The organism is Micromonospora sp. CMU55-4, assembly GCF_011602315.1.
Lineage (GTDB): Bacteria > Actinomycetota > Actinomycetes > Mycobacteriales > Micromonosporaceae > Micromonospora > Micromonospora chalcea.
The window spans coordinates 42,450-63,410 of sequence record NZ_JAAOLH010000005.1; the positions used below are offsets into that span (position 1 = coordinate 42,450).

The 20,961-nt window shown below is 74.0% G+C and carries 19 protein-coding genes and 1 riboswitch; of the genes, 2 read left to right on the top strand and 17 right to left on the bottom strand.

Annotated elements, in window-relative coordinates:
• Positions 1-17: 17 nt before the first annotated feature.
• Positions 18-190: riboswitch (FMN riboswitch) on the bottom strand.
• Positions 191-263: 73 nt separating this feature from the next.
• Positions 264-1,220, bottom strand: a complete 957-nt coding sequence (locus tag HA073_RS11070) for a response regulator (protein ID WP_043324938.1) — start codon at positions 1,218-1,220, stop codon at positions 264-266.
• A 1-nt stretch (position 1,221) separates the two neighbouring features.
• Positions 1,222-1,902 (bottom strand): ribulose-phosphate 3-epimerase, encoded by a 681-nt coding sequence (gene rpe, locus HA073_RS11075; protein ID WP_043324939.1) that lies wholly within the window; start codon positions 1,900-1,902, stop codon positions 1,222-1,224.
• Between the two features lie 261 nt (positions 1,903-2,163).
• Here rpe and HA073_RS11080 point away from each other — a divergent pair, with 261 nt between their 5' ends.
• Together HA073_RS11080 and HA073_RS11085 are read left to right on the top strand one after the other, a co-directional pair.
• Entirely contained in the window at positions 2,164-3,051 is an 888-nt protein-coding gene (locus tag HA073_RS11080) for a septum formation family protein (RefSeq protein WP_043324940.1), read from the top strand.
• Between the two features lie 76 nt (positions 3,052-3,127).
• Entirely contained in the window at positions 3,128-4,018 is an 891-nt protein-coding gene (locus tag HA073_RS11085) for a septum formation family protein (protein WP_043324941.1), read from the top strand.
• 42 nt (positions 4,019-4,060) lie between these two features.
• Here the strand turns inward: HA073_RS11085 and HA073_RS11090 are convergent, their stop codons facing one another.
• The 15 genes from HA073_RS11090 to HA073_RS11160 all read right to left on the bottom strand — a co-directional run bounded on the left by HA073_RS11090 (position 4,061) and on the right by HA073_RS11160 (position 20,910).
• Positions 4,061-5,809: a M28 family peptidase gene (locus tag HA073_RS11090; protein WP_069087683.1), complete on the bottom strand. Its 1,749-nt coding sequence runs from the start codon at positions 5,807-5,809 to the stop codon at positions 4,061-4,063.
• Between the two features lie 224 nt (positions 5,810-6,033).
• Positions 6,034-7,617 (bottom strand): transcription antitermination factor NusB, encoded by a 1,584-nt coding sequence (locus HA073_RS11095; RefSeq protein WP_166456322.1) that lies wholly within the window; start codon positions 7,615-7,617, stop codon positions 6,034-6,036.
• Positions 7,614-8,540 carry a methionyl-tRNA formyltransferase gene (gene fmt, locus HA073_RS11100; protein WP_064448545.1) on the bottom strand — a complete coding sequence of 309 codons (927 nt, stop codon included), beginning with the start codon at positions 8,538-8,540 and terminating at the stop codon, positions 7,614-7,616. Before fmt ends, HA073_RS11095 begins: the two co-directional genes overlap by 4 nt.
• A 5-nt stretch (positions 8,541-8,545) precedes the next feature.
• A complete protein-coding gene (gene def, locus HA073_RS11105) occupies positions 8,546-9,106 on the bottom strand; it encodes a peptide deformylase (RefSeq protein WP_043324943.1) in 561 nt (186 codons plus the stop codon).
• Positions 9,107-9,148: 42 nt separating this feature from the next.
• Positions 9,149-10,411 carry a cytochrome P450 gene (locus tag HA073_RS11110; RefSeq protein ID WP_166456323.1) on the bottom strand — a complete coding sequence of 421 codons (1,263 nt, stop codon included), beginning with the start codon at positions 10,409-10,411 and terminating at the stop codon, positions 9,149-9,151.
• A 94-nt stretch (positions 10,412-10,505) separates the two neighbouring features.
• Positions 10,506-11,486: an AAA family ATPase gene (locus tag HA073_RS11115; protein WP_069087679.1), complete on the bottom strand. Its 981-nt coding sequence runs from the start codon at positions 11,484-11,486 to the stop codon at positions 10,506-10,508.
• Positions 11,487-11,711: 225 nt separating this feature from the next.
• Positions 11,712-13,652, bottom strand: a complete 1,941-nt coding sequence (locus HA073_RS11120; protein WP_166456324.1) for a primosomal protein N' — start codon at positions 13,650-13,652, stop codon at positions 11,712-11,714.
• 59 nt (positions 13,653-13,711) lie between these two features.
• Complete coding sequence (gene metK, locus HA073_RS11125; RefSeq protein ID WP_223201130.1) at positions 13,712-14,902, bottom strand: methionine adenosyltransferase; 1,191 nt, start codon at positions 14,900-14,902, stop codon at positions 13,712-13,714.
• A 97-nt stretch (positions 14,903-14,999) separates the two neighbouring features.
• Positions 15,000-16,208, bottom strand: coding sequence for a bifunctional phosphopantothenoylcysteine decarboxylase/phosphopantothenate--cysteine ligase CoaBC (gene coaBC, locus HA073_RS11130; RefSeq protein ID WP_166456325.1), 1,209 nt, complete (start codon positions 16,206-16,208; stop codon positions 15,000-15,002).
• A gap of 14 nt (positions 16,209-16,222) precedes the next feature.
• Complete coding sequence (rpoZ, locus tag HA073_RS11135; RefSeq protein WP_013285517.1) at positions 16,223-16,489, bottom strand: DNA-directed RNA polymerase subunit omega; 267 nt, start codon at positions 16,487-16,489, stop codon at positions 16,223-16,225.
• Positions 16,490-16,492: 3 nt separating this feature from the next.
• Positions 16,493-17,044, bottom strand: a complete 552-nt coding sequence (locus tag HA073_RS11140) for a guanylate kinase (protein WP_064448505.1) — start codon at positions 17,042-17,044, stop codon at positions 16,493-16,495.
• 25 nt (positions 17,045-17,069) lie between these two features.
• Entirely contained in the window at positions 17,070-17,387 is a 318-nt protein-coding gene (gene mihF, locus HA073_RS11145) for an integration host factor, actinobacterial type (protein ID WP_013285515.1), read from the bottom strand.
• Positions 17,388-17,562: 175 nt separating this feature from the next.
• Complete coding sequence (gene pyrF / locus HA073_RS11150) at positions 17,563-18,402, bottom strand: orotidine-5'-phosphate decarboxylase (protein WP_166456326.1); 840 nt, start codon at positions 18,400-18,402, stop codon at positions 17,563-17,565.
• Positions 18,403-18,489: 87 nt separating this feature from the next.
• Positions 18,490-19,764: an adenosylmethionine--8-amino-7-oxononanoate transaminase gene (locus tag HA073_RS11155; protein WP_064448507.1), complete on the bottom strand. Its 1,275-nt coding sequence runs from the start codon at positions 19,762-19,764 to the stop codon at positions 18,490-18,492.
• A gap of 132 nt (positions 19,765-19,896) precedes the next feature.
• Complete coding sequence (locus tag HA073_RS11160; protein WP_043324949.1) at positions 19,897-20,910, bottom strand: quinone-dependent dihydroorotate dehydrogenase; 1,014 nt, start codon at positions 20,908-20,910, stop codon at positions 19,897-19,899.
• Between the last annotated feature and the right edge of the window lie 51 nt (positions 20,911-20,961).

The window sequence follows — 20,961 nt, forward strand, 5'->3', positions numbered from 1 at the left end:
GGGGCCTCCCCCGTTCCGCGCGCTGTCTCCCATCCGGACTGTCTGGGGGCGGACGAGCCGCACCCCAACCGTCGGCCCCGGATTCTCACCAGGTCCACCGTCCGGCCGAAGCCGTCCGGGTCGCGGGCTTACCACGGTCGGACCGTGGATCACCGCCGGTTCGGAATTTCACCGAGCCCCGCCAGCGCGTGGTGGGTATACGGGAAGTCTTACACGTTCCGCCCGGGTGCGCGCCACAGAGGCGAGCTACCTCACAGGAGCGCTCAGGTGACGCCGCGCCGGCGGTCCACCGCCACGTACGAGCCGGGCTGGCTCTTGGCCACCGTCTTCATCTCCGAGGCCACCGCGATGGCCTCCAGCGGGTCGGTGAACCGCTTGCCGGAATCGGACAGCGACACCCCGATGGAGAGCGTGACGAGCGCGGCGCGGCGGATGTTGCCGCGCCGGTCCTTCAGCTCGACGAAGCCGCGTTCCCGGTCGGTGGCGTCGTAGAGCGCGTCCGCGGCCTTCTCGAAGTCGACAACGGCCCGGCTGGTCAGCGGCCGGACCTGGCTGGGCGCGCAGACGATCACGAAGTCGTCGCCGCCGACGTGCCCGAGGAACGCCGGCGGCAGCCCGATCGACACCACCGCCCGGTGCAGGCTGCGGGCCAGCGCCGAGATGAACTCGTCGCCGCGCACGAAGCCGTACCGGTCGTTGACGCTCTTGAACCGGTCGATGTCGATGTAGCCCACGGCGTAGTCGACGCCGTTGCGGACCCGGTCGCTGATCTCCCGCCGGATCCGGCTGTTGCCGGGCAGGCCGGTCAGCGGCGAGACCTCGCGGAACTCCTTGTTGCGCCGCAGCGTGGAGTTGACCCGGGCCACCAGCTCCAGCGTGTCGAACGGCTTGACCAGGTAGTCGTCGGCGCCGACGCTGAGCCCGTTGACCTTGTCCTGGGTCATCCCCTTGGCGGTCAGCATGATCACCGGCAGCGCGGAGGTCATCGGGTCGGCGCGCAGCCGCCGGGTCAGCTCCAGGCCGTCGACGCGCGGCATCATCAGGTCCACCACCGCCAGGTCGGGCCGCTGCCGCTCGATGATCTCCAGCGCCTCCTGGCCGTCACTGGCGTGCAGCACCTCGAAACCGTGCAGGCGCAGGTTGAACTCGACGAAGCGGGCGATGTCCTCGTCGTCGTCGACGACCAGGATGACGTCGGGGCGCTCGCCGGCCGCGTCCATCTCAGGCCCCGGTCATCGCACGTTCCGCCAGGCCCCGCAGGCGGCGTACCGCCTCCGCGGGATCGTCGGCGCCGTAGACGGCGGTGCCCGCGACGAACGCGTCGGCCCCGGCCGCGGCGGCCTGCTCGATGGTGTCCGCGGCGATGCCGCCGTCGACCTCGATGCGCAGCTCCAGGTGGCCGCTGTCGACGTGCCGGCGGGCGGCGCGCACCTTGTCCAGCAGCTGCGGCAGGAACCGCTGGCCGCCGAAACCGGCCTTGATCGTCATGATCAGCAGCGTGTCGAAGCTCGGCAGCAGCTCCAGGTACGGCTCGATCGGGGTGTCCCGGTCGATCGCCAGGCCCGCCTTCGCCCCGGCCGAGCGCAGATCCTTCGCGAGCGCCACCGGGTCGTCGCACGCCTCGGCGTGGAACGTGACGTTGTACGCCCCGGCGTCGGCGTACCCGGGCGCCCAGCGGCGCGGATCGGTGATCATCAGATGCACGTCGAACGGGATCTCGGTCACGGCGCGCAGGCTCTGCACCACCGGCAGCCCGATGGTCAGGTTGGGCACGAAGTGGTTGTCCATGACGTCGACGTGCAGCCAGTCGGCGGCGGGCTCCACGGCACGGACCTCGTCGGCGAGGCGGGCGAAATCGGCGGCCAGGATGCTCGGCGCGACGATCGGCGGCGGTACGGTCACCGGGCCAGTGTACGAACGCGGTGATCCGGAGGTCGCGGCACGGCTCCCGGAGCGACAGGTGGTGAGCCTTCCGTCACCCGTGGTGCACCATCGGGCCGTCCGGAGCGGAAAACGGCACGAATAGTCGTCGGTGACTAGCCGATCGATTGAAAGATGACGAAACTCCTACAGGGACGGTCACGTATGCTGCACGCCCGGGCGCGGGGGACGCCGGTCGGGCCTATGGCGACCGGCTGCCATCTCTCCCGGAAGGGGCGGACGATGCGACGGTGGCTCCACGTGCTCGCGCTGGCCGGCGCCGCGACTGCGGTGCTCGCCGGCTGCGCTCAGACACACCGGGCCGATGGCGACCTGATCGACGACTGGGCGGCGCTGCCGGCGCCGCGGCTGTTCGTACCGGCGACAGACGCGTGCCTGCCCCGGCTCACCACGGTGGTGGCCGCCGCCACGTACGAGACCGTCGACTGCGCGGGCAGCCACCTGGCCGAGACGGTGCACGTCGGCACGTTCACCGGGCCGGAGACGCTCGGCGACCGCCCCGAGCCGGGCACCCCGGCGCTGCGGACCGCGCGCGCCGAGTGCGACCGGAGCGCCCGGGAGATGATCGGCGGGGACTGGCACGCCGCCCGGCTCACGCTGAACATCGCGCTGCCGACGGTGGCCGCCTGGGGCGCCGGCGCGCGCTGGTTCCGCTGCGACCTGGCCGAGACCGACAGCATCGACAACACCCGTCCGATCAACCGGGTCGGCAGCCTGCGCGGCGCGCTGGTCGGCGACAACCCGCTCGTGCACAGGTGCTTCGACCCGAAGCTGATCGGCAAGAACCTCAACTACATGGCCCCGGTGCTCTGCACCGAGCCGCACCGCGCGGAGTTCGTCGGCGTGTACGAGGAACGCGACATGAGCTGGGCGGAGTTCACCAAGGGCGCGCCCGCCACGCACCGGCGCTGCATGACGCTGATCGCCCAGTTCGCCGAGGTGCCGGACAACGCCGAACTGCCGTACCGGGCCGGGTCCATCTACTACCCACCGTCGCAGCGGGAGTGGGAGGAGGGCGACCGGGGGGTGCGCTGTTTCCTGTGGAGCGACGACCGCAAGCTCAACCGATCGGTGCGCGGCGCCGGTCCTGAGGGGCTCCCGGTGACCTGATCGGCTGCCGTATGCTGCACCGCCGAGGCGTACCGGGGGGCCGGTCGGCTCCGGACGCACGGGGAGGTCTGTCGCGATGCGGCGTTTGTGGGTGGCGGTCACCGTGTCAACGGTGGCGGCGCTGGCGCTCGGCGGCTGCGCCGCGCCGGCCGGAGTGGACCGCGACCTGACCGACGACTGGCCCGCGTTCGCCGCGCCGGTCGGCTTCGTGCCGAGCACCGGGGCCTGTCACCCCACCGTCGCCGACGTCGGCTACCTCAGCGGCTACCAGCCGGTCGACTGCGCCGCCACCCACCGCGCCGAGACGCTGCACGTCGGCACGATGAGCGGCCCGGAGGCGGAGCGCTCCGCCCCGCCGCGCACCGGCTCGGCCGGTATGCGCGCCGCGCACGGCGACTGCGCCCGCCAGGTCACCCAGGCCCTCGGCGGGGACTGGCGCTCCGGGCGGCTGCGGCTGTCGGTGGTCTTCCCCTCGGCGCTCGCCTGGTCCGGCGGGGCCCGCTGGTACCGCTGCGACGTCGCCGAGGTGACCGATCTGGACCAGGGCGACGTGGCCGAGCGCACCGGCAGCCTGCGGGGCGCGCTGAAGCCCGGCTCGAAGCTGGCGCTGGGCTGCTTCAACCCGAAGATGAGCAAGGACGACGTGCAGGAGATGCGGCCGGTGGCCTGCACCGCGAAGCACCACGCCGAGTTCGTCGGCGTCTACCAGGCGCCGGACATCAGCTACGCCGAGTTCGAGCGCACCCCGCTGCGTACGCACAAGGCGTGCCGCGGGCTGATCGCCAAGTACGCGAAGCTGCCCGACGACGGCAACATGCAGTACCGGGCCGGCACCATCATCTACCACCCGTACGCGGAGCAGTGGCGCGACGGCGACCGGGGCGTGCAGTGCTTCCTCTGGGTCTCCGACCGGACGCTGACCCGCTCGGTGAAGGGCGCGGGCGCCAAGGCGCTGCCGATCACCTGAGCCACGGGCGGGGCGGGCCGCGCCCACCCCGCCCGTGTCCGCTCAGCCGACCTGCAGCGTCACGTCGTCCACGACGAAGCTGGTCTGCAACGACGAGTCCTCGACCCCGGTCCACTTCAGCGTGACCGTCTGCCCGGCGTACGCGGCCAGGTTGAAGGTGCGCTGGGTGTAGCCGGTGGCCTTGTTCAGGTTCGAGTACGTGGCCAGCGTGGTCGAGCCGACCTGCACGGTGAGCTTGTCGTACGCGGTCGAGCTGGTCGTCTCGGCCGAGTCGATGTGCAACCAGAACGAGAACGTGTAGCTGCTGCACCCGGACGGCAGCGTGACCGACTGGGACAGCGTGTCGGTACGCGAGGAGCCGTACCCGTTCAGCCACGCCTTGTACGACCCGGTGCGGGCCGCCTGGCTGGAGCTGTTGGTGATCACGCCGGAGCTGGCCGTCCACGGCGTGGTGCCGGACTCGAAGCTGCTGTTGCCGATGAGCTGGCCGCCGGTGCAGCCGCCGCTCCCGCCGGTCACGGTGATCGTGTAGCTGGCGGTGCGGGTGGCCGAGCCGGTGCCGGTCACGGTGAGCGTGAACGTGCCGGTGGTGGCCGTCGACGAGGCGCTGACGGTCATGGTGGACGAGCCGCCCGAGGTGACCGAGGACGGGCTGAAGCTCACCGACACGCCGCTCGGGGCGCCGCTGGCGGACAGCGCCACGGTCTGCGCGCTGCCGGAGGTGGTGGCGGTGCTGACGGTGGCGGTGGTGGAGCCGCCCCGGGCGACGCTGCCGGAGGTGGGGCTCACCGAGACGGAGAAGTCGTTGGCGGGTGTGCCGCCGCCGACCGCGAGCGCCCAGATCGTGTACGCGACGCCGTCCGCGGCCCGGTTCAGAATGGTCGTGTTGATGTTGCTGGTGTTGTCGCAGGAGCGGTGGTAGCAGCCGTCGTACGCCGCGCCCGCGGTGCCGCCCCACTTGCTGGCCTGCGCCGACGTCTTGGTGTAGCTGGCGCCCGCCGCGTAGCCGGAGGTCTGGATGCCGGCGTTGGCGAACGAGTAGTCGTCGGAGCGGCCCTGACCCTCGGTGTTCTCCTCCGGCGAGATGCCGAACGAGTCCCAGTACGCCTTCAGCGGCGCCGCGGTGGCCGAGGTGATCCGGTTGATGAAGTAGCCGCCGTTCGGCGAGCCGACCATGTCGAAGTTGTAGTAGCCCTTGATGTAGCCGCGCTGGGTGGAGCTGAGCTGGTTGACGTAGTGCTTGGAGCCCTGCAGGCCCTGCTCCTCGCCGTTCCACCAGGCGAACCGGACCCGCTTGGTCATGGTCGGGTTCTGCGCGGCCAGCACCAGCGCGTTCTCCAGCAGCACCGACGAGCCGGAGGCGTTGTCGTTGATGCCCGGCCCGGCGGCCACGCCGTCCAGATGCGCGCCGAACATGACGACCTGGTCCGACGGGCCCTGCGGCCACTCGGCGATCAGGTTGTTGCCCGGGTAGGTGCAGGTGGAGCAGTTCTGCTCGGTGACCGTGTAGCCGGCCGCCTGGAGCTTGCCCTTCACGTAGTTGACCGACGCGGTGTAGCCGGCCGAGCCGGCGCGCCGGTTGCCGCCGTTGCTGGTGGCGATGGAGTTGAACTGGGTGAGGTGGGCCTGGATGTTGCTGAGGGAGACGTCCGGCGCGGCGAGCGCGGCGACGGCCGGGGCGGGGGCGGCGGCCGGCGCGGGCGCGGCGGAGGCGGTGCCGGCCAGGCTCGCCGTCGTCAGGGTGGCGACGAGGGCGAGCGCGAGGCTCGTGGTCGGCGTTCTGCGTCTCATGGAGACTCCTCGTGGGGGTTCGGCGGGCGGGGTGCCGGGACCGGTGGTCGAAACAGTTACATGCATCGATCGGACAGTCAACGGGCTGTCACATCCCACCGGCCCCCTCCCCCCACCGGGATGCCGCACACGCTCCATCGCTCCCCATTTCTCCGCATGACGAGCAAGGAGTTCGTGTCCGGGCACGGCGGACACGAACTCCTTGGTCGACTGCGAGAGGTGGGTCAGTTCCGGCGCAGGACCGCCAGGAACATGGCGTCGGTGCCGTGACGGTGCGGCCACAGCTGCACCGTGGGGCCGTCCCCCAGGCCCGGCATGCCGGCCGGCAGCAGCGGCCGCGCGTCGACGAAATCGACGCCGAGGCCGCAGCGCCGGGCCGCCTCGGTCACCGTCACGTGCGTCTCCACCACGTGCGGCGAACACGTCACGTACGCAACCAGGCCACCCGGCCGGGCCGCCCGCAACGCGGCGGTCAGCAGCTCACGCTGCAACCGGGTCAGCGGCGGCAGGTCTGACGGCTGGCGACGCCATCGCGCCTCCGGCCGGCGGCGCAGCGCGCCCAGCCCGGTGCACGGTGCGTCGACGAGCACCCGGTCGAAGTGCCCCTCCGGCAGCTTCGGGTCGCTGCCCACGCTGCGCCCGTCGGTGTTCAGCACGGTCACCGGCAGCCCGCGGGTGGCCTGCTCCACCAGCCGCGCCCGGTGCTCGGCCACCTCGACCGCCGTCAGCCGCGCGCCCCGCGTCGCGGCCAGCGCGCCGAGCAGACCGGACTTGCCGCCCGGACCGGCGCACAGATCCAGCCACCGGCCGTCCGGGCCGTCCAGCGGCGCCGCCGCCAGCGCGTCCGCCACCAGCTGGGAGCCCTCGTCCTGCACGTGCGCGCGGCCGTCGGCCACCGCCGCCAGGTCGCCCGGCGCGCCGCCGGGCAGATAGACCGCGTACGGCGAGAACGCGCCGGGCGCGCCGCCCACCTCGTCGGCCAGCGCCACCGGGTCGGCCAGGCCCGGCCGGGCGCACAGGTGCACCGGCGGGCGCTCGTTGTCCTCGATGAGCAGCCGGGTCGTCTCGCCCATGTCGCCGCCGAGCGCCTCGGCGAACGACCGCACGATCCACTGCGGATGGCTGTACGCCAGCGCGAGGTGCCCGACCGGGTCGGTCTCCTGCGCCGGGGCGAGCTTGGCCACCCAGGCGTCGGCGTCCCGGCTGGTGATCTCCCGCAGCACCGCGTTGGCGAACCCGGTCGCGCCCGGCCCCACCGACCGGACCAGGTCCACGGTGGACGACACCGCGGCGTGCGCGGGCACCCGCATGTGCAGGATCTGGTACGCCCCGAGCCGCAGCGCGTCGCGCACCGGCGGGTCGATGCGCTGCACGTCCCGCCCGGCCGCGTCGGTCACGATCGCGTCGAGCGTGCCGGTGTGCCGCAGCGTGCCGTAGGTCAGCTCGGTGGCGAACGCGGCGTCCCGGCCGGTCAGCCCCGCCTCGCGCAGCATCGCCGGGAGCACCAGGTTGGCGTACGCGTCGTCGCGGTGCACCGCCGCGATCGCCTCGTAGGCGACCTGCCGGGGCAGGTCCACGGCCGGACGGACCGGACGCCCGCCCCGCCGGTCGCCACCGAACCGGTCCCCGCCGCGCCGGTCGCCGCCGGGCCGGTCGGAGCGCTGCCGGTCGGAGCGCTGCCGGTCGCCGAACCGCTCGTCGCCGCGCTGACGCTCGCCACCAGGCCGGTCGCCGGCGCGCTGGCGGTCGCCGTATCCCCGCTGACGCTCGCCCTCGACGGGCCGGTCCTCGCGCGACGGCCCCGTCACGCGAACACCTCGCCGGCGGTGACCCGGGCGCCGCGCGCCCAGTCGCCGGCGGGCATGGCCTTCTTGCCTGCGGCGCGCACCTCGCCGAGGCGCACCGGCGTGGTGGCGGTGCCGACGAGCACACCGGACTTCGTCACGTGCAGCTCCCCCGGCTTCAGCTCCGGGCCGTCGGCCACCGGCGTGACCGGACCGAGCTTGACCCGGTCGTCGCGGAACGTCGTCCACGGGCCGGGCGCGGGAGTGCAGGCGCGGACGCGCCGGTCCACCGCGAACGCGGGGTCGCCCCAGCGGACCCGGGCGTCCTCCACCGTCAGCTTCGGGGCGAGCGAGACGCCGTCGACCGGCTGCGGCACGGCGCGGGCGGTGCCGGCGCCGATCGCGTCGAGCACCGCGACCAGCAGCCCGGCGCCGGAGTGCGCGAGCCGCTCCAGCAGGTCGCCGGAGGTGTCGGCGGGGCGGATCTCGTCGGTGACCGTGCCGTAGACCGGGCCGGTGTCCAGCCCCTCCTCCAGCTCGAAGACGCTGGCCCCGGTCACCTCGTCGCCGTGCAGCACGGCGTGCTGGACCGGCGCGGCGCCGCGCCAGGCGGGCAGCAGCGAGAAGTGCAGGTTGATCCAGCCGTGCCGGGGGATCTCCAGCGCCACCGGCGGCACCAGCGCGCCGTAGGCGACCACCGGTACGCAGTCCGGCGCCAGCTCGCGCAGCCGGTCGAGGAACTCCGGCTCGCGCGGGCGGGCCGGGGTGAGCACCTCGACGCCGTGCGCGTCGGCCCACGCGCCCACGGGCGAGCGGACCAGCCCCCGGCCGCGCCCGGCCGGGGCGTCGGGGCGGGTGACCACGGCGAGCAACTCGTGCCCGGAGGCGGCGATCGCGTCCAGGGCCGGTACGGCGACGGCCGGCGTGCCGGCGAAGACCAGGCGCATCCGGGTCACCGCCCCAGGCCGAACGGGTTGCCGGCGGCGTGCGGGCTGAGCTTGACCGTGGGCGGGGCGGCCTGGTCGTACCACTCGGCCTGCCGGATCGCCTTCATGGCCTCCTTGCGGCCGGCCGGGTCGAGCCGGTCGACGAAGAGCACGCCGTCGAGGTGGTCGGTCTCGTGCTGCACGCAGCGGGCCATCAGGCCGGTGCCGACGATCTGCAACGGGTCGCCGTAGCCGTTGAAGCCCTTGGCGATCACGTTCTGCCGGCGCTTGGTGTCGAAGTAGAGCCCGGGGATGGACAGGCAGCCCTCCGGGCCGTCCTGCTCCTCTTCGTCGGGGAACTCCAGCACCGGGTTGACCAGGTGGCCGAGGACGTCGTCGACGTCGAAGGTGAACACCCGCAGGCCCACCCCGAGCTGCGGCGCGGCGAGGCCGGCGCCGCTCTGCTCGCGCATCGTGTCGGTCAGGTCGGCGATCAGCTTGCGCAGCTCGGCGTCGAAGTCGACGACCGGGTCGGCCGGCGTGCGCAGCACCGGATCGCCGAACAGACGGATGGGCTGGACGGTCACTCGGCGTGGCTCCTTGTCTGGGTCGAACGATGCGCGTCCAGTCTACGGAGTCGGCCCGGCCGCCCCGGGTGGCGTACCGGGAACGGTGACCGGGGACGCCTCCCGGCCGACGCGCACCGGCAGCGTGGCGTGACCACGAAGCGTGAGCCGGACGCGCCGCTCGGGCCGGCCCGCCACGGCGAGGCCGGGCAGCCGGCGCAGCAGCAGCGGGAACGCCACCTGCGCCTCCAGCCGGGCCAGCGCCGCGCCGAGGCAGTAGTGCGGCCCGGCGCCGAAGGACAGCGGGTGGACCTGCGGACGCCACGGGTCGAAGCGCGCCGGCTCCGGATAGCGGCGCGGATCACGGTTGGCCGCGCCGAGCATCACGATCACCCAGCTCTCCGGCGGCAGATCGACGTCGCCGTACCGGGCCGGCGCGGTGCTCATCCGGGACGTGAGCTGCACCGGCGAGTCGTAGCGCAGCAGCTCGTCGACGTACCCGGGGGCGAACTCCGGGTGCTCGGCCAGCGTCGCCGCCGCGCGCGGGTGCTCCAGCAGCGCCACCAGGCCGTTGCCGAGCAGGTTGGTGGTGGTCTCGAAGCCGGCCACCAGCAGCACGATCAGGTTGGCCAGCAACTCGTCGCCGGAGAGCCGGTCACCGCCGTCGTGCGCCTGCACCAGCGCGCTGGTCAGGTCGTCGGCCGGCGCCCGGCGGCGCGCCGACACCAGCTCGGTGAAGTAGGCGCGCAACTCGCTCGCGCCCCGGTCGGCGACCGCCAGATCCTCTTCGGTGATCTCCGGTTCCAGCACGCCGGTCAGGTCGGTGGCCCAGCGCCGGAACAACGGCCGGTCCGCCGCCGGCACGCCGAGCAGCGCGCAGATCACCCCGACCGGCAGCGGGTACGCGAACCCGGCCATGAAGTCGACCGGCCCCTCGGCGGCGAGCATCGCGTCGACCAGCTCGTCGGCCTGCGCCCGCACCACGTCGTGCATGGCGGCGATCCGGCGCGGGGTGAACGCGCCCGCCGCCAGCCGCCGCATCCGGCTGTGGTCGGGCGGGTTGGTGCGCAGCATCGACCGGGAGATCGACAGAATCGCCGGGCTCTCCCGCCAGCCGGGCATGAACTGGTCGCGCAGCGCGTCGTCCAGCACCCCGAACCGGGCGTCGCGCAGGATCGCGTCGGCCTCGGCGTACCCGGTGACCACGAAGAAGACCGGGCCGGCCTGGACCACCGGGCCGTGCGCGCGCAGCAGCTCGTACGTCGGGTAGGGGTCGACACGACCCTCGGGGGACATCAGCAGCGCGAGCGCGTCGGCAGGATCCACGGTCCGCCTCCCCAGGCGTCGGAGACCCCCATCATGCTCCGCGCCGCCCGAGGGTGGTCAACCCGTCACGGCGAGACGGCGGTATCCACCGCGGTCAGGCGCCCGCGCCCGGCTCCCCGGCCAGCACCGGGCCGCCGTCGAGCAGCGCGTGCTCGGGCAGCGGCAGCGTGATGCCGTGGGCGTCCTCCCAGTCGTGGATCAGCCCCGGCCGGGCCTGCGTGGTGAAGAATTCGACGGCGCTCATCCCGCCGACCACCGGCTCGTCCACCTCGGCTACCAGCCGGGCGGGGACCATCGGCAGGCCGGCGCGCACCGCCGAGCTGAGCCGCCGGTGCCCGTCGACGACGAAGAAGTACTCGCCGGTGTAGCCGATGCTCAGCGGCTCCGGCTCCTCACCGCTCTCGGCCAGCTCGGCGGCGAGGTCGGCGTCCCACAGGCCCCGCAGCGCGGACACGTCCTCGGTGGGGTAGACCCGGGTCGGGTCGAGCAGCAGCAGCGGCTGACCGGCGCGCAGCACGTCCGCGCCGAGGCGGCCCTCGTAGACGTCGATGACGTGCTGGATGACCTGCTCCGGGTTGGCCCGGGTGGTGTCGCAGATCAGGTCGTAGTTGCGCAGGCGGGCCTTGTCGACGCCGTAGCGGACGATGAACCGGCCCCGCTCGCTCTCGCTGCGCTCGCGCAGCTTGGTCCGCGCCTCCTCCAGCGAGGTGTAGCTCTCGGCCGGGCCGGACGGGCGGGCCAGCACGCGCCGGGCCGCCTCGGTCGGCTCGGTGATCATGTGCACCTTGAGCGCGTCGGTGAAGAAGTGCCAGGCCAGGCGGGAGTCCATGACCAGCGACTCGCCGGAGGCGGCGATGTCGCGCTGGAGCTGGTCGACGTAGCCGTCGACCGCCTGGTCCAGCTCGGCGTGCAGGTTGAGCTGCAGAGCGGTCATCTGCCGCTCCTGGGCCATCTGGCGGTAGAGGTCGCCGACGCTGACCCGGCGCAGCCCCAGCCGCTTGGCGATCTCGACCGAGACGGTGCTCTTGCCACTGCCGAGGTCACCGTTGAAGACGATCGACTGACGAACGGTCACGACTGGTCCACCCCTGCTCACCGGCTGACTGACGACATCGAGTGTCGGCCCGACGTGCTCTGGCACCCGCCGCGCCGCGTCCCGCGCGGGGAAACCGCGCGGCTGGGCATGACGGGCGATGCTATCACCGCCCGCTACCCAATTGCCGGACCAGGTGTGCGGCAAACCCCAGCTCACGACCGTGCGCGAGGGGCCGCGTGCGCAGTGTCACGCGGCGGCGGCCGGTCAGAACAGCACGAGCGGATCGACCTGCAGGCGTACCGGATCGGCCGCCTTGCGGGCGCTGCGCTGGCCGGCGGCGGCGTGCAGCGCCTCGGCCAGCGCGGCGGCCCGGGACCGGGGCACCCGCACGAGCATCCGCTCCCGGCCCTCGTCGGCCGGCACCGGCCCGAGCACCTCGGCGCCGTCCGGCAGCCGGGCGCCGTCCAGCAGGTCACTGACCGCCTCGGCGACGCCGGTGACGCTCGCCATCCGCACCGCCGGGGGGAAGCCCAGCTCGCGCCGCTCGGCCAGCTCGCGGGCGGCGAACCAGGCGGAGTCCCAGCGCAGCAACGCCTGCACCGGCGCGAGCGCGCCGTCCGCGACCACCACCACCCGCCCGCCGGCCGTACCGGGCCGGGCCAGCGCGGCGGCGGCCATCCACCGCCGCAGCGCCTCCTCACCGGCCCGCAGGTCGGCCCGGGTCAGCAGCGCCCAGGAGTCGAGCAGCAGCACCGCGCCGTAGCCGCCGTCGGCCACCGGTTCGGCGCCCGGCGTGGCGATCACCAGCCCGGCCCCGCCCGGCACCGTGGCGAGCACCTCCTCCCGCCCCGAGGTCCGCACCGGCACGCCCGGGAACGCCCGGCCCAGCTCCTCGGCCGTGCGCCGGGCGCCGGTGACCGAGGCGCGCAGCCGCCGCCCACCGCACTCCGGGCAGGCGTACGCGGCGGCCACCCGGCCGCACCAGCGGCAGGCGGGCGTGCCCTGCGCCGAGGGCAGCGCGAGCGGCCCGGCGCAGTGCGGGCAGCGGGCCGGGGTCCGGCAGTCGGCGCAGGCCACCGACGGCACGTAACCCCGGCGCGGCACCTGCACCAGCACCGGCAGGTCCGCGCGCAGCGCGTCCCGGGCGCTGGTCCAGGCCAGGCTCGGCAGCCGCGCCGAGGCCGCGCCGGGATCGCGGGCCAGTTGCGGGTCGTCGCCGGTGGGCGCCATGGCCGGGGTACGCGCGCGCACCACCGCCCGGTCGGCCACCACCTCCCGGGCCCAGGACGTCTCCACCAGCAGCTGCGCCTCGGCGCTGCGGGCGTACCCGCCGACCAGGGCGGCGGCGTCGCCGAGCTGCGCCCGGGTGAGCAGCACGTCCCGGGCGTGCGGGTAGGGCGCGCGGGGCTCGGCGTGCAGGTCGTCGCCGTCGTCCCAGATCGCCACCAGGCCGAGCCGCTCCACCGGGGCGAACATGGCCGCCCGGGTGCCGATCACCACTGCCACGTCGCCGCGCCGGGCGGCCAGGAACGCCCGGTAGCGGCGGGCCGGGCCGTCGGCGGCGGTGAGGCGCACGTGCCGCCCCGCGCCGAGGACGGCGGTCAGGGCGGCGTCGAGCCGGTCCAGGTCACGAGCGTCGGCCACCACGACCACTGCGCCCCGGCCACCGGCCACGGTGGCGGCCACCGCGTCGGCGTACCGGCCGGCCCAGTCCTCCCCCGGCAGCGCCGACCAGACCGCGCGGGCGGGCCGGCCGTCGGTGAGCGCCCGCAGCAGCGCCGGCCCGGCCGGATAGTCCCGCCAGCCGCGCGGGTCCACCTCCGCCCGGCCTCCCGGCCTGGCGTCCGCGGGCGCGTCGGGGTCGGCGGGCGCGTCCGCGTCGGCGGTGACGGCCTTCTCGGCGCGGGCGTGCCGGGGCGGCACCGCCAGCCTCAGCACGTCGGCGAGGCTGCCCGCGTACCGGTCGGCGACCGCGCGGGCCAGCCGGGCCACCTCCGGGGAGAGCACCGGCACCGACGAGACGACCTTCTCCAGGTACGCCAGTTTCGGGTGCGCGGAGGACTCGGCGCGCTCCAGCAGCCAGCCGTCGACCAGCTGCCCGGCGAAGCGCACCTTCACCCGTACCCCCGGTTGCGCCTCGGCGTCGAGCGCCTCCGGCACCAGGTAGTCGAACGGGCGGTCCAGGTGCGGCAGGGGCACGTCCACGCAGACGCGCGCGACCGGCGACCCCTGCGCGGGTCGCCGGTCGCGGCGCGTGGCGGCGGTCAGGCTCCCGCGGCCGACTTGAGGTCGGCGGCCCGGTCGGTGCCCTCCCAGGTCAGGTCCGGCAGCTCCCGGCCGAAGTGGCCGTACGCGGCGGTCTGCTGGTAGATCGGGCGGAGCAGGTGCAGGTCCCGGATGATGGCGGCCGGGCGCAGGTCGAACACCTCGGCGACGGCCTTCTCGATCGAGGCGACCGGCACCGTCTCGGTGCCGAACGTCTCGATGAACAGGCTCACCGGGTGGGCCTTGCCGATCGCGTACGCGACCTGGGCCTCGCACCGCTCGGCCAGCCCGGCGGCGACCACGTTCTTGGCCACCCAGCGCATCGCGTACGCGGCCGAGCGGTCGACCTTCGAGGGGTCCTTGCCGGAGAACGCGCCGCCGCCGTGGCGCGCGTACCCGCCGTAGGTGTCCACGATGATCTTCCGGCCGGTCAGGCCGGCGTCACCCATCGGGCCGCCGATCTCGAAGCGCCCGGTCGGGTTGACCAGCAGCCGGTAGCCCTCGGTCTCCAGGCCGAGGCCCTCCAGCTCCGGGGTGATGACGTGGTCCCGGATGTCCGGGGTGAGCAGCGACTCCAGCGAGATGTCGGCCGCGTGCTGGCTGGACACGACGACGGTGTTGAGCCGGACCGGGCGCAGCCCGTCGTACTCGATGGTCACCTGGGTCTTGCCGTCCGGCCGCAGGTAGGGGATGGTGCCGTCCTTGCGGACCGTGGCGAGCCGGCGCGCCAGCCGGTGCGCCAGCGCGATCGGCAGCGGCATCAGCTCGGGCGTCTCGGAGCAGGCGAAGCCGAACATCATGCCCTGGTCACCGGCGCCCTGCGCGTCCAGCGCGCTCTCCGACCCGCCGGTACGCAGCTCGAAGGCGTTGTCGACGCCCTGGGCGATGTCCGGCGACTGGGCGCCGATGGACACGCTGACGCCGCAGGACGCGCCGTCGAAGCCCTTCTTCGACGAGTCGTAGCCGATGCCGAGGATGGTCTCCCGGACGATGGTGGGGATGTCGGCGTACGCCTTCGTGGTCACCTCACCGGCCACGTGCACCTGACCGGTGGTGATCAGCGTCTCCACCGCGACCCGGCTGTGCGGGTCCTGGGCGAGCAGCGCGTCGAGAATGCCGTCACTGATCTGGTCGGCGATCTTGTCCGGGTGGCCCTCCGTGACCGATTCGGACGTGAAGAGACGTGTCACGGCACTCCTAAGCATGTGAAGACTTTTAAAGGTCGCTCGGCGGCAGTTTAGCCATCCTCGTTCCGCCGCGACCCCCTGAACGCGGGCCGACCAACCGTCAGGAACGTGACGGCAACCGCGGACAGACGAGGTCCCAGACGGCGTCGGCCAGGGCCTCCTTGGGCTGCTCGGCCAGCCGGTGCACGGCGCCGTCGGCGCCGATCACGGTGGCCGCGTTGGTGTCGGCGCCGAAGACCTTGTCCACGCCGACCTCGTTGACGACGATCATGTCGGCTCCCTTGCGGGCCAGTTTGGCCCGGCCGTTGGCCTCCGCGTCGTCGGTCTCCGCGGCGAAGATCACCAGCACCTGGCCGGGGCGGCGGACGCGACCCAGCTCGGCGGCGATGTCCGGGTTGGTGACCAGCTCGATGGTCGGCGCGACACCGTCGTCCGACTTCTTGATCTTCCCGGTGGCGTAGCTGGCCGGCCGGAAGTCGGCGGGCGCGGCGGCCATCACCACGGCGTCCGCGTCGACGGCCGCCGCCAGCGTCGCCGTGCGCAGCTCCTCGGTGGTGCCCACCCGGACCAGGTCCACCCCGGCCGGATCGGGCAGCGCCACGTTCGCCGCGACCAGCGTCACCCGGGCGCCCCGGGCCACAGCGGCGCGGGCGAACGCGTACCCCTGCTTGCCGGAGGACCGGTTGCCCAGGAACCGGACCGGGTCCAGCGGCTCGCGGGTGCCCCCGGCGGTGACCACCACGTGCCGGCCGGCCAGGTCGGCCTCGGCCTCGACGCCGCGGGCCAGGGCCCGGCGGGCCACCGCGAAGATCTCCGCCGGGTCGGGCAGCCGGCCCTTGCCGGTGTCCCGCCCGGTGAGCCGCCCCACGGCCGGCTCGATCACCCGGACGCCGCGCGAGCGCAGCGTGGCCACGTTCGCCACGGTCGCCGTGTGCTCCCACATCTCGGTGTGCATGGCCGGCGCCAGCAGCACCGGGCAGCGCGCGGTCAGCAGCGTGTTTGTCAGCAGGTCGTCGGCGAGGCCGTGGGCGGCCTTGGCGAGCAGGTCAGCGGTGGCCGGGGCGACCACGACCAGGTCGGCGTGCTGCCCGAGCCGCACGTGCGGCACCTCGTGCACGTCGGACCAGACGTCGTCGGCCACCGGCTGGCCGGACAGGGCCGCCCAGGTCGGCGCCCCGACGAAACGGAGCGCCGAGGCGGTCGGCACCACCCGGACCCGGTGACCCGACTCGGTGAAGAGCCGGAGCAGCTCACACGCCTTGTAGGCGGCGATGCCGCCGCCGACCCCGAGGACGATCTCGGCGGGCATCGGCGCGGGCGCGGTTACGGCTGGTCGGTCGGCTCAGCGGTGAGCAGGCCCGCGTTGATCTCGCGCATGGCGATGGAGAGCGGCTTCTCCTGCGGGGTGGTCTCCACCAGCGGGCCGACGTACTCCAGCAGGCCCTCACCGAGCTGGCTGTAGTAGGCGTTGACCTGACGGGCGCGCTTGGCGGCGAAGATGACCAGCGCGTACTTCGAGGTGGTCTTCTCGAGCAGCTCGTCGATCGGCGGGTTGGTGATGCCCTCGGGGTTGGTGGCGATGGATCCCACGAATTAAACCTCTGCGTCTCGTGCGCCGCCCGCGGGCGGTCGGGCCGGAGCCAGGAAGGACGAACCGAGCAATCCTACCAGCTCCGCCGCGGCGCGCTCGGTGTGGTCGTGTGCCACGGCGTGGGCGAAGAGGGCCGCGACGTCCGGGTCGGCCCGGTACGCCGGCGGCGCGAGCAGCACCAGCCGGGCGCCGGGCGCCGCCGCCCGTACCGCGAGCGCGCCGCCCAGGTCCAGCGGCAGCAGCACCGGCCGGCCCGCGGCGAGCCGCGCCCGTACCTCGGCCCGGGGCACGCCCCGGCGGTACGGCCCGATCCGGCACCACTCCAGCAGTTCCCCGGCGGCGATCAGCTGGTCGAAGGCGGGCGCGTCGAGGAAGACGCGGTCCACGCCGTCCCGCTCGTCGGGGCGCGGCGGCCGGGTGGTGGCGACCACCGGCACCCAGACAGACGCAAGGCGCGCCCGGACCGCCTCGACCACACTGCTCCGGCCGGCCCCGGAGGGACCGGACAGGACAGTGAGCCGAGCCGCCGAGCGCGCCTCGTCATCCGTGCTCACCGCTTGTTTCTACACGGCGGGCCGTTCAGTTCGCGGCGAACTCCCCGAGCAGAGCCTTGCGCTGCTGCTCGCCGAGGCCGCGCAGGCGACGGCTGTCCGCGATCTTGAGCTTCTCCATGATCTGGGTGGCCCGGATCTTGCCGATGCCCGGCATCGCCTGGAGCACGGCCGAAACCTTCAGCTTGCCCACGACGTCGTCGGACTCGGCCCGCTCGAGGACGGTGGCGAGGGTGGTCTTGCCCTGCTTGAGCTGCTCCTTCAGCTCAGCGCGGGCCTTGCGGATCTCCGCGGCCTTCTCCAGCGCGGCAGCGCGCTGTTCGGGGGTCAGTGACGGGAGCGGCACCAGTTCTCCTCAGGTCCCTAGTACGGCGGGCGGAGCGCCCCACCGCATCTGTGAAACGTGGTGTCGCTGGCAACCAAAGGGGTCCGTGGTTCCCAGCGCGGGGAAAACTAGCGGTCAACGGAGATTTCGGCAACGTGGGCGCGCGATGATCAACGGAAAGTGACCGAGCCGTCAGTCAGCCTACGACGTCCAGGGCGCTCCGGCACTCGGCCAGCGCCCGCTCGGCGGCGGCGCGCAGAGCGTCCGGGTCCGGTCCCGCGCCGAGCACCTCCCGGGAGTACGACGGGAGCACCGACGGCAGCGCGGCGCCGAAGACGGTGCGCAACCCGGCGGGCGTGCCGCCCTGCGCGCCCAGGCCCGGAGCGAGCAGCGGACCGTTCACGGAGCCGAGGTCGTGACCGGTCTCGCCGACCGTCGCGCCGACCACCAGACCGAAGCTTCCGAGCGGCTCCGCACCCCGGTTGAGCTGGGAAATCTCGTCGATCACGGTCTGCGCGACGGTGCGCCCATCGGCCCCGACGGCACGCTGCACGGAGGCGCCCTCCGGGTTCGAGGTGAGGGCCAGGACGAAGACCCCGCCACCGTGCTCGGCTGCGGTGGAGAACATCGGCGCGAGTGAACCTACTCCCAGGTAGGGGCTCGCGGTCACCGCATCGACATACATCGGGCTGGATGGATCGAGGTACGCCGACGCGTACGCGGCCACCGTCGAGCCGATGTCGCCGCGCTTCACGTCAAGCAGAACGAGCGCTCCCAGATCTCGCAACTGTCGGATAGTTGACTCAAGCACCCCGACGCCGCGCGAGCCGAAGCGCTCGAAGAACGCCGACTGCGGCTTGACCACGGCCACCCGGTCCCCGATCGCCTCCACCACGGTGCGGCAGAACCGGTCGAGTCCGTCGACGTCGTCGGTCAGCCCCCAGCCGGCCAGCAACCCGGGGTGCGGATCGATCCCCACGCACAGCGGCCCTCGCTCCGCCACGGCCCGGTGCAGTCGGGCGCCGAACGTCTCCATCGCGTCTCTCCTCTCCCCGCGGCCCCGGGCCGCCTGGGCGTGTCCGGCGACGGCCTTCCCGTCGCGCCCTGTCGAACTCGGCCGGGCTCAGCCGGCCTTCACCGCCGCGGCCACCCCGGCCGCGATCCGTGCCACGTCCGCGGCGTCGCAGACGTACGGCGGCATGGTGTAGACGAGATCCCGGAACGGGCGCAGCCACACCCCCTGCGCCACCGCGGCGGCGGTCGCCCGGGGCAGGTCCACCTCGTGGTCGAGCTGCACCACCCCGATCGCGCCGAGCACCCGTACGTCGGCCACGCCGGGCGCGCCGCGCAACGGCGCCAGGCCGGCCCGCAGGCCCTCGGCGATCCCCGCCACCCGGCCGGCCCAGTCCCCGGCCCGCAGAAGCTCCAGGGAGGCGTTGGCGACCGCGCAGGCGAGCGGGTTGCCCATGAACGTCGGTCCGTGCGCCAGCACCCCGTCGGCGGAGATCGCCCGCGCCACCTCGGGCGTGCAGAGCGCCGCGGCCAGCGTCAGGTACCCGCCGGTGAGCGCCTTGCCGACGCAGAGCACGTCCGGGGCCACCCCGGCGTGCTCGGCGGCGAACATCCTCCCGGTCCGGCCGAAGCCGGTGGCGATCTCGTCGAAGACCAGCAGGATGCCGTGCTTCCGGGTCACCTCGCGCAGTACACGCAGATAGTGCGGGTGGTGGAACCGCATCCCGCCGGCGCCCTGGACCACCGGCTCGACGATCACCGCGGCCAGCTCGTCGGCGTGCCGCTCCACGGCGTCCACCAGAGCCGCCTCGTACGCCGGGTCGGGCGGCGCGTCGAAGCCGGACGGCGGCGCCGGCGCGAACACCTGCCGGGGCAGCACGTCGCCCCAGAGGTGGTGCATGCCGCCCTCCGGGTCGCAGACGCTCATCGGGTGGAACGTGTCACCGTGGTAGCCGCCCCGCCAGGTGCCCAGCCGGCGGCGCTGCGGGCGTCCCCGCGCCCGCTGGTACTGCAGGCACATCTTCACCGCGACCTCGACGCTCACCGAGCCGGAGTCGGCCAGGAAGACGTGTTCCAGGCCGTCCGGGGTCAGCTCGACGAGCGTGCGCGCCAGGCGTACCGCCGGCTCGTGGGTGAGCCCGCCGAACATAACGTGGCTCATCCGCCCGAGCTGGCCGGTCACCGCGGCGTCGAGCGCCGGGTGCCGGTAGCCGTGGATCGCCGCCCACCACGACGACATGCCGTCGACCAGCTCCCGCCCGTCCGCCAGCCGCAGCCGCACCCCTTGCGCGCTGTCCACGACGTACGGCGCGCCGGCGGAGGGCATCGCGGCGTACGGATGCCACACGTGCCGCCGGTCCGCGTCCAGAATCTCCTCAGGCGTCACGTCTCCTCCTTCACCCCTCCCCGCCGCCCCCTCTCTTCCCCCGCGATCTTGCGGTTGCTGCCCCTGCCGCGCCCGGAATGAGGGGGTGTGCCGGGGCCGCGAGTGCAAGATCGCGGGGAAGAGAGGGGTGGGTCAGGGGTGGGTGGTCCGGGTTATGGCTCTCGTCAGGGCGGGGCCGCGGTAGATGAAGCCGGTGTAGAGCTGGACCAGGGACGCGCCGGCGTCGAACATGCGCGTCGCGTCGTCCGGGTCGAGGATGCCGCCGACGCCGATCACAGGCAGCCGCCCGCCGGTCTCCCGGTGCACGAAGGCGACCATCTCCCGGGCCCGTACGGTCAGCGGCCGGCCGGACAGGCCGCCCGTCTCCGCGCCGCGCGCCCGGTCGGCCGGGGCCAGCCCGTCCCGGGCGAGCGTGGTGTTGGTGGCGATGACCCCGGCGGCGCCCCGGTCGAGGCAGACCTCCAGCAGCTCGGCCACGGCCGGCTCGGTGAGATCCGGGGCGATCTTCACCAGCACCGGCTTCTCCCCCACCAGCGCGGCCAGCAGCGCGTCCAGGTGGGACCGGTCCTGAAGCGAGCGCAGCCCGGGCGTGTTCGGTGAGGACACGTTCACGGCGAAGTAGTCACCGTGTCCCTTGAGCGCCCGGTAGGAGTCGAGATAGTCCTCGACCGCCTGGTCCAACGGGGTCACCTTGGACTTGCCGAGCGAGATGCCCAGCGGTACGCCGAGCGGGCGCGGCAACGCCGCCAGCCGGTCGGCGAGGGCCGCCGCGCCCGCGTTGTTGAAGCCCATCCGGTTGATCACCGCTTCGCTGTCGCGCAGCCGGAACAGCCGGGGCCGGGGGTTGCCCGGCTGGGCGTGCGCGGTCACGGTGCCGACCTCGACGAAGCCGAAGCCGAGCGCCGGCCAGGCGGGCAACGCGAGTCCGTTCTTGTCCATCCCGGCGGCCAGCCCGACCGGGTTGGGGAAGCGCACCCCGAACACGGTGCGCGGCGCGGACCGGAAGTACGCCCGTCGCAGCGCCGCGAGAACGGCCGGCTGCCGCGACACCGCCGCGAGCCGTTCCAGGGTCCACTCGTGCGCCCCCTCGGCGTCCCCGCCCGCGAGCGAGAACAGCCGGGGCCGCACCACCTTCTCGAAGATCACGCCCCGGCCCCCCGCCCGCTCTCCCCGTCGATCATGAGGTTGGCGGCGGAT

What these genes read in the sequence shown, in the direction of transcription:
- fmt (WP_064448545.1), bottom strand. Translation starts at nt 8,540, where the DNA reads ATGCGCCTGGTCTTCGCCGGCACGCCGGCCGTCGCCGTACCGGCCCTG.
- coaBC (WP_166456325.1), bottom strand. Translation starts at nt 16,208, where the DNA reads ATGCCCGCCGAGATCGTCCTCGGGGTCGGCGGCGGCATCGCCGCCTAC.
- HA073_RS11085 (WP_043324941.1), top strand. Translation starts at nt 3,128, where the DNA reads ATGCGGCGTTTGTGGGTGGCGGTCACCGTGTCAACGGTGGCGGCGCTG.
- HA073_RS11070 (WP_043324938.1), bottom strand. Translation starts at nt 1,220, where the DNA reads ATGGACGCGGCCGGCGAGCGCCCCGACGTCATCCTGGTCGTCGACGAC.
- pyrF (WP_166456326.1), bottom strand. Translation starts at nt 18,402, where the DNA reads ATGGAGACGTTCGGCGCCCGACTGCACCGGGCCGTGGCGGAGCGAGGG.
- HA073_RS11080 (WP_043324940.1), top strand. Translation starts at nt 2,164, where the DNA reads ATGCGACGGTGGCTCCACGTGCTCGCGCTGGCCGGCGCCGCGACTGCG.
- HA073_RS11090 (WP_069087683.1), bottom strand. Translation starts at nt 5,809, where the DNA reads ATGAGACGCAGAACGCCGACCACGAGCCTCGCGCTCGCCCTCGTCGCC.